The organism is Micromonospora sp. NPDC051296 (assembly GCF_040682255.1).
Lineage (GTDB): Bacteria > Actinomycetota > Actinomycetes > Mycobacteriales > Micromonosporaceae > Micromonospora > Micromonospora craterilacus.
This window is the reverse complement of the sequence record NZ_JBFBAO010000029.1, coordinates 22,260-30,281: the sequence shown is the minus strand read 5'-3', so window position 1 is coordinate 30,281 and position 8,022 is coordinate 22,260. Positions and strand designations below refer to the sequence as shown.

At 68.5% G+C, this 8,022-nt stretch carries 3 protein-coding genes and 2 pseudogenes; 1 reads left to right on the top strand and 4 read right to left on the bottom strand.

Annotation, left to right across the window (positions count from 1 at the left end):
- The 4 genes and pseudogenes from AB0M52_RS05525 to ectB form a co-directional block, all read right to left on the bottom strand.
- On the bottom strand, positions 1–678 hold a 678-nt coding region (locus tag AB0M52_RS05525; RefSeq protein ID WP_363949259.1), incomplete at its 3' end, for an SseB family protein.
- A 60-nt stretch (positions 679–738) separates the two neighbouring features.
- A pseudogene (locus AB0M52_RS05520) lies at positions 739–1,185 on the bottom strand (hypothetical protein); the annotation flags it as partial.
- A 366-nt stretch (positions 1,186–1,551) separates the two neighbouring features.
- A pseudogene (locus AB0M52_RS05515) lies at positions 1,552–5,574 on the bottom strand (Pls/PosA family non-ribosomal peptide synthetase); the annotation flags it as partial.
- Positions 5,575–5,588: 14 nt separating this feature from the next.
- Complete coding sequence (ectB, locus tag AB0M52_RS05510; RefSeq protein ID WP_363949254.1) at positions 5,589–6,905, bottom strand: diaminobutyrate--2-oxoglutarate transaminase; 1,317 nt, start codon at positions 6,903–6,905, stop codon at positions 5,589–5,591.
- Positions 6,906–7,238: 333 nt separating this feature from the next.
- Here ectB and AB0M52_RS05505 point away from each other — a divergent pair, with 333 nt between their 5' ends.
- On the top strand, positions 7,239–7,970 hold the full coding sequence (locus tag AB0M52_RS05505; RefSeq protein ID WP_363949251.1) for a hypothetical protein: 732 nt from the start codon (positions 7,239–7,241) through the stop codon (positions 7,968–7,970).
- Positions 7,971–8,022: the final 52 nt, after the last annotated feature.

Here is an 8,022-nt window from a genome sequence, read left to right as displayed (position 1 = left end):
CCAGCCCTCCATTGCCAGCATGGCGATGTCGTTCTGTCCGCCGTGGGGGATCCGGTAGAGGCTGGGACGGTGGGCGGGCCAGCGCAGTACGTGGGTTTCGTCGGCGTCGCGTCGCAGCGGCGAGCCCTCGTAGTCGAGGCCCAGCGCCGCGTGCAGCGTGGCCGGTGTGGTGAGGTGGGCCACCTCGTGTGCCCGGTGCACGAACCCCGATACCCGGTCATGTCCGCGCTTCAGGTAGTTGTCGACCTGGTCCGGCCCGATCGTCTTCTGCATCATGATCGGCTGGCCCGGATCCCCGCGAACCTGCGCATACGTCAGCCGGGGCCAGATCTTCTCGGCCGGTGCAGGCTCGGTGGGCGCACCGCCGACCCTGTCGGCGAGACCGACGTCAGCGGTCCGGGTCGCCAGCGCGACGATCTGGGCGCCGGGCAGCGTGGCGCCGACCGGGGAGCCTGGGTTGACGACTGACGACAAGCTCGCGTCGGGCCACATGCGGATCAACTGCGCGAACTTGACGTCGACGGTCTCCACCGGCTCAGCCCGGTGATCCCCGAGACGCTGCCGGGGGGTGAATACGGCGACGTGCGGCTCGGCGTCGCGGGTCTCCGTGCGCCACGCGAAACCCTCTTCCCCCGGCCACGCGGGGGCGGGGGACGCGGGCGGGACCGGCAGCAGCACCGTGGCGAGCAGGACGGTGGGGCCTTCGCCGGCCGTGGCGACCCGGTGCCAGGTGGGGCCGTCGCTGTCGAGGACCGCGACCAGTGCTTCGGTGCCGTCGGAGCGGATCTGCCATAGCTGGGAGCCGTGTGGCAGTCGGATGCTGTCCACCTTGAACTCGGGGATGGCGTCGCTGTTGTCGCCCGGTGCGAATCCGTTGCCCCGGAACGGCGCGCGTTCGATCATCCAGCCCTCCATTGCCAGCATGGCGATGTCGTTCTGTCCGCCGTGGGGGATCCGGTAGAGGCTGGGACGGTGGGCGGGCCAGCGCAGTACGTGGGCTTCGTCGGCGTCGCGTCGTAGCGGCGAGCCCTCGTAGTCGAGGCCCAGCGCCGCGTGCAGCGTGGCCGGTGTGGTGAGGTGGGCCACCTCGTATGCCCGGTGCACGAACCCCGATACCCGGTCATGTCCGCGCTTCAGGTAGTTGTCGACCTGGTCCGGCCCGATCGTCTTCTGCATCATGATCGGCCGGCCCGGATCCTGGTGAGCCGGCACATGCGTCGACCACGGCCAGGACTCCTCGACCGGTGCGGACCGGGTGGGCACCGTGTCGACCCCGTCACCGAGACCGACATCGGCGGCCCGGTGCGCCAGCACGTCAGTGCTGCCCGCAACGACCGCAGCCAGGAGGTTTTCCTCGGCGTCGTTGGCCGGCGCGCAGGCGGCAGCAGGTGGGTCGACGGGCATTGCCTGAGCTGGAATCTCCGAACGGTCCGGCTGGGAAGTTGCGGAGCCGCCGGCCGTGGTGATGGCGGGTGCCAGACGGTGCTTCGCCCCGGTCGAGCGGGGGTGGGCGGGGTCACCGGCGGTGGGTACCTGTCGTGCCGGGTTGCCCCGCCAGGTGGTGCCGGCGGGTGCGCTGCTGCCTTTCATGAGGAAGGAGCCGGGCGTGACGACCACGTTGTCGGCCAGCTCAACGCCGTAATGTACGAACGCACCGGTGCCGAGGGAGCAGCCGTTGCCGAGGCGGATCCGGTCCGACTTGAACGTCCCATCCTCGAGCGAGTGGGCGTGCAGATGCGACCCCTCGCTCAGCGTGCAGTAGTCACCGATCTCGATCAGGCTCCGCTCCGGCATTCCACAGCCGTCGTCGAATACGCGGCGGCCGATCCGTACCCCGAGCAGCCGTAGGAGCCACGGTTTGAACGGGGTTCCGTTGAAGAGCCCGAGGAGCCCGGCCTCGCTGAGCTTCCATCGGCGTTCGTGCCGCCAGTACCGGCGGTCGTAGAGCGAGCAGTACAGCGGCCGAAGCCGGCGGAAGCCGAGGATGATCCACTCCACCAGGATGACCTGACCGATGGTGAGCATCAACGCCAGCGCGATACCGGCCGCCACCGTGAAGACGTTGACCCGGGCCGGGTCGTGTAGTCCTTCGACGCCCACCACGATCCAGACCGAGAGGTAGAAGAGCAGCCAGCGGGACAGCAGGAAGTAACCCATGGTGGCGAGGTTCGAGCGGTTCTTCCGCGACAACCGGCGACGGAACTCCAACCCGGTCTTGAATTCGTCGAAGCGGGCGTCCCGGCGCACGGATCGCGGGATTTCGAACGGCGGCGACCCGAGCAGTCCGACACCTTCCCTGACCGGTCCGTCGACCGGCACCATCACCTTGGTGGCGAGCAGGCAGTTCTCCCCGACCCTCGCTCCGGCCGGGAAGTAGACCCCGTTGCCGAGGAAGTTCTCCGAGCCGATCGTCACCCGCGACAGGGCGAACGACGAACTGCAGAACTGCGCGTTGATCATGGCCAGCCCGTCGGAGACGAGAACCCCGCCGCGAACGTCGCACAGGAACGGGCTGTCGTGCTTCTGCATGGACCCGAAATTCGAACCGGTCTGTTGTACCCGGTTGAAGCGCCAGCCGATCGCGCGCAGGTAGCCGATGATGTAGGAACTGTCGCCGAAGAGATTGTTGAAGAAGGCGACGTTGCTGAACCGGGAGACGATCTGGAAGCACATCCAGTGCCACCCGTACAGCGGATAGGCCCGGCCGGCGACGAGGAACAGGTTTGCCAGCCGGGGTACGGCGACGGCCAGCAGCAGGCCGATCGGGATCGCGCCGAGGAACCACAGCAGCGATCCCGGCACTGTGCTGATGTCGATGGCGAAGGCCAGCGCGATCAAGAGCACGAACAGTTGGGTGCCGACCAGCACCCGACCGAGCAGTTGGCCGAGGCCGTAGTACGCCCGACGCGCCCGCGAGCAGGCCTTCCGCGCGGGCAGGGGATTGCCGGTGCGGGCCGGTATCGCCGGTGACCCGTGGAAGGTGGCGCCGAGTGGTACGACCTTCCCGGCCTGCAATGAGGAGGCGTGGCAGAGTTGGGCGTTGTCGCCCATCGCGGTGTCGATGTCGAGGACGCTGCCCTCGCCGATCTGGACACCCCGGCCGAGGCCGATCGGGCCGGTGGTGATCCACCCGGCCTCGGCCCGGTAGCCGAGGAAGGTCACGTCCTTGCGGATCACCGTGGCGGCGCCGATGGTGATCAGGTCGGTGCAGACCGGAACTGATCGCGACAGCACCACGACACGCGGCCCGACTTTCGCGCCGAGGGCCCGCAGGTAGAGGGAGTACAGCGGCGATCCGACGAAGAACACCATGGGATTGGTCCGGATGACTCGCTTGACGATCCAGAACCGTAGGTAGGTGAGCCCCCAGATGGGGAACGTTCGGGCCCGCCACCTACCGATCAGCAGCCACTTCAACGCCACCGGTAGCAGGACCGCCGCACAGAACGCGAGGACGCCGAAGCTCAGCGAGCGCAGCGCGCGGTCGTACAGCCCGGCACCGGTGGTGATCCAGCCGTATCCGGCGACCGCGACGGCGGACATCACCACCAGGGACGCCAGACCGAAGAGGGCCTGGAGCGCCGCGCAGCCGTAGTACACCAGGGCACGGGGCACCCGCAGGGGTGGCGGCGCTGGTTCCGGCAGCTCCGCCGGCGCTTCCGCGTCGAGCACCCCGGCGACCACCACGGCGAGAGCGCGGACGGAGGGGTTCAGGTACACATCCTTGATCGATACGTCGGTACGGAACCGTTCCCGGACCCGGGTGCAGTAGCGCGCCATCATCAGCGAATCGGCCCCGAGGTCGGCGAAGAAGTCGTCCTCGACCGAAACCCGTTCCACCCGCAGCAGCTCGGCGAGCAGGTCGGCGAGCCCCGATTCCGTTGTTCCCGCAGGGGCGACGACGGACGACCTCGTCGGCTGCCATCTCGGCCCGGACGGCGCCGGCAGCCTCTTGCGGTCCACCTTGTCGCTGGGCAGCCTGGGCAGATCCGGGAGCTCCTCCAGGTACGCCGGAACCATGTAGCTGGGCAGTCGGGCCCGAAGCTCCGCGAGGGCGTTCCCGCGGTCGAGCGGCGGCCCCCCAGTACGGCGGGTGTAGAACGCGGCGAGTTCCACGATGCCCGGCTCCGGCTCGTACGAGGTCACCGCCACCTGGGCGATCTCCGGCAGCCGCAGCAGCACCGACTCGATCTCGGTCAGCTCGATCCGGTATCCACGGATCTTGACCTGGCTGTCGATCCGGCCCAGGTACTCGATCTGCCCGTCGTCGTTGATCCGGCCGAGGTCACCGGTCCGGTAGATCCGTCCGGACGGGTTGTTCGGGATCCCGAGGTGGTCGGGGATGAAGGCGCGTGCGGTGAGATCGTCTCGGTTCACGTATCCGGGGGAGAGGCAGATACCGGCGACGCCGATCTCACCGGTCTCGCCCCGCGGCAGCGCCCGCTGCTCGGCATCCAGGATCACCACCGAGTACGTCGGCAGGGGGACGCCGATCGTCACCGGCTGGTCGGGAGCCAGCCGTGTCCAGGTGGCGGTTACCGACGTCTCGGTGGGTCCGTACACGTTGAGCAGGGTCCGGCCTGGCCGGTGCCACCGGCCGACCAGGTGTGGCGGACATGCCTCGCCGGACACGAGGACGAACCGGAGCCCGGGCAGGTCCTCCTCGATCGTGGCCAACAGGGTCGGTACGCAGCACAGCGCCGTGATCCGGCGCCGGACGAGAAAGTCGGCGAGGTCGCGGCCGACCAGGGCTCCGGCCGTGGTGCTGGGCACCAGGGTCGCGCCGGAGATCAGTGGTACCCAGATCTCCTCGACCGAGAAGTCGAAGGCGATCGTCATGCCCTGGTAGACCCGATCGTCCGCGCGCAGGCCGTATGTCTCGGCGGCGACCCGAACGAAGTTGCAGATGTTCGCCTGGTTGATGGCGACACCTTTGGGTAGACCGGTGGTGCCCGAGGTATAGATGATGTACGCCAGCTCGTCGCTCGCCGACCCCAACTCGTCGCCGCCGATCCGGCGGGCCTCGGGCAGATCGACATCCCGCTGCTCGTCCAATGGGACCACTGTGTCCACCCGGATCACCGTGACGTCCACCCAGTCCAGGCGGTCGGCCAGCGCCGAGATCGTGAGGATCGTCCGAACGCCCGCGTCGGCGACGATGAAGGAGATGCGATCCGCCGGGAAGGCGGCGTCCATCGGCACGTACGCCGCGTGGATCTTGCAGACGGCGAGCATGGCGAGGTAGGCGAAGGCGGACTTGTCGACGAACAGACCGACCCGGTCCCCGGGGGACAGACCGCGAGCCAGCAGGTGCCGGGCGAGTTGGTTGGCCCGGGCATCGAGTTCGGCGTACGTCATCCGTAGTTCACCGTCGTCGACAGCCAGATGGTCGGGATCGCCCTCGGCCCCGAACCGGTCGCAGCGCTGCTCGAACAGGTGGTGCAGCCGTTCGCCCGGTTGCCAACGGACGCGGTTGTCGACGCCCTCGGCGGTCAGCACCAGCGCGGTGGTAGGCCCGACGGTCTGGCGCGGAGTACGGGCCGCGAGCGCGGTGCGGTTGCCTCTCGTGAGCATCCGGGGCCGCCCGCTCACGCGGTGACCAGGCCGGAAGAGCTGGACGACTCGCGCCCCGACGCGACGGATCGGGTGACTGCCAGCAGGATGTCCAGACCGTTGTGCAGGATTTTGTCGGGCGTCGTCAGTGGCGGGAGGAGCTTGACGACCTGATCGTCCGAACCCGCGGTCTCCAGCATCAGCCCCTGCGCGAAGCAGCGGCGGATGACGGTCGCTGCGCGCGGGCCGGAACCGACGTCGACTCCGCACATCATGCCGCGTCCCTTGACGGTCGCGCCGGGCACGAGGTCGGCCACCTCGGCCAGTCGACGGGCGAGCAGTTGGCTGCGGCGCGCCACGTCGGCGACGAGATCGTGGGTTGACCAGAACTTCTCGAGGGCGACCCTGGCCGTGACGAAGGCGTGGACGTTGCCGCGGAAGGTCCCGTTGTGCTCGCCCGGGAGCCAGACGTCGTACTCGGGGCGGATCAGCAGCAGTGCCATCGGCAGGCCGTAACCGGAGATCGATTTGGACAGTACGACGAGGTCGGGAACGATCCCGAACGGCTCGAAACTGAAGAATGTACCGGTCCGACCGCAGCCCGCCTGGACATCGTCGACCACCAGCAGGGCACCACTGGTCCGCGCCAGCTCCGCGATCCGGCGTAGCCACGCCGACGACGCGACGTTGAGTCCACCCTCGCCCTGCACGATCTCCAGCAGGATCGCTGCGGGCGCGTCGAGCCCGCTGGAGGGGTCGCGCAGCATCCGGTCCAGGAGGTCAGCCGTGTCGATGCCGTCGCCCAGGTACCCGTCGTACGGCATCCGGGTCACCCCGTGGAGCGGGTTCTGCGGGCCGCCCCGATGGTGCCGGTTTCCGGTCACCGCCAGCGCGCCCAGCGACACCCCGTGGAAGCCGTTGGTGAACGCGACGACATTGGTACGGCCGGTCACCTTACGGGCGAGCTTGAGCGCGGCCTCAACCGCGTTGGCGCCGGTCGGACCGGTGAACTGCACCCGGTGATCCAGCCCGCGCGGCAGCAGCACCAGCGACTCGAAGGTCGTGAGGAACGCGCTCTTGGCCGAGCTGTACATGTCGAGGCTGTGGGACAGCCCCCCGCGCTGTAGGTGGGCGATCAGGGCGGCCCGCATGTCCGGGTCGTTGTGCCCGTAGTTCAGCGCACCCGCACCGGCGACGAAGTCGAGGTATTCCCGGCCGGTGACGTCCCGGACCAGACTTCCCTCGGCGGTGTCGAGGATGCAGTCGAGGCGGCGGCAGTAGCTGCGCACCACCGATTCGCGGCGTTCGAAGATCGAAGGTTCGTCCGGGCGCGATACGCCACGTCTGGTCATTGCGACCGTCCTGGTCCGCGGACCATCACAGACCCTCCTCGTGATTCCCACGGAGGTTGTTCCTGTGCTCCAGCGATGGCTGGTCCCACTTAGCCGAAGTCTGCGGTATCCGCCTCATCGCAGCCTCAAAGCCGCCTCATAGCGGCCGTCACCGCGCCAGTCGTCGTCGCGGTTGTCGGATCTCGGACACAGTAAGCGAGATCCACAGCGCGAACTATGCGCACAGGGACGCCCCCGGCGAGTCGCTAATCGCGAGCACGGTTACGACTAAGTGGCCGTTGCGAGCATGGTGAGCAGGCATCGAACCCGCAGCAAGCGCACCAGGGAGGCACGATGACAGCCGACGACGCCAGCTCGGCTTCCGCGCATGCCGTGGAGGAGCAGACACGCAAGACTCTTCAGGAAGATCCACGGGTGCAGGCGCTCGTCGACAACGTCACGACGAAGCTCACCGCCTACACCCGCCAGTACGAGGCAAAGTACGAGCAGCTCACGGAACGGGCCACCCGCACTTCAAGTGTCGAGACCGCCGGGCCGAGCACGCTGCTGCCGGTGCCGTACCTGTGGTTCGACCTGATGGTCATGGGACCGTTCGAGCCGATCGCGGCCGACGGTCCGTACATTCCACACCGCATCATCAGAGCCGGCCGGCCTGCTCTGCTTCTGGCAGTGCTGTGGCGCAACCCCGTTCCGCTGCTGGGCGGACCGTCCGCCGCGCAGATCATGTCCCCGTTCCAGTACGTGGTACGGGGCCAGACCATCGACCTCAACTCGGTCACCAACGGTCCCGTCCTCGGTCCGGTCACGAACACCTTCGGCCGTGGATTCATCAACCTGGAGGTGCTCCCCGTCATGTCGATCCCCGCGCCCGCGCAGGCGGAGCCGCGAATGCTGGAGATTCACGTGACGGTGGACATGCTCGGCCCCGGCCCCGGGCTGCCGCCGTTCGCCGGCTTCGCCACTCGCTGGTTCCAGCCGGACCTGCAGCCGCCGTTCCTCGGTCAGCCCGGCGTCATCCCCGGCTTCGTCGAGGAAACACCGGTCCGCGTGCTGGTCTACGGCTGACGCCTGGCGGCACGTCCGGCCCTGGCAAGTGAAGGGGGAAACGCCAGATGGG

Coding starts and splice junctions, on each gene's coding strand:
- ectB (WP_363949254.1), bottom strand. CDS start 6,905: ATGACCAGACGTGGCGTATCGCGCCCGGACGAACCTTCGATCTTCGAA.
- AB0M52_RS05505 (WP_363949251.1), top strand. CDS start 7,239: ATGACAGCCGACGACGCCAGCTCGGCTTCCGCGCATGCCGTGGAGGAG.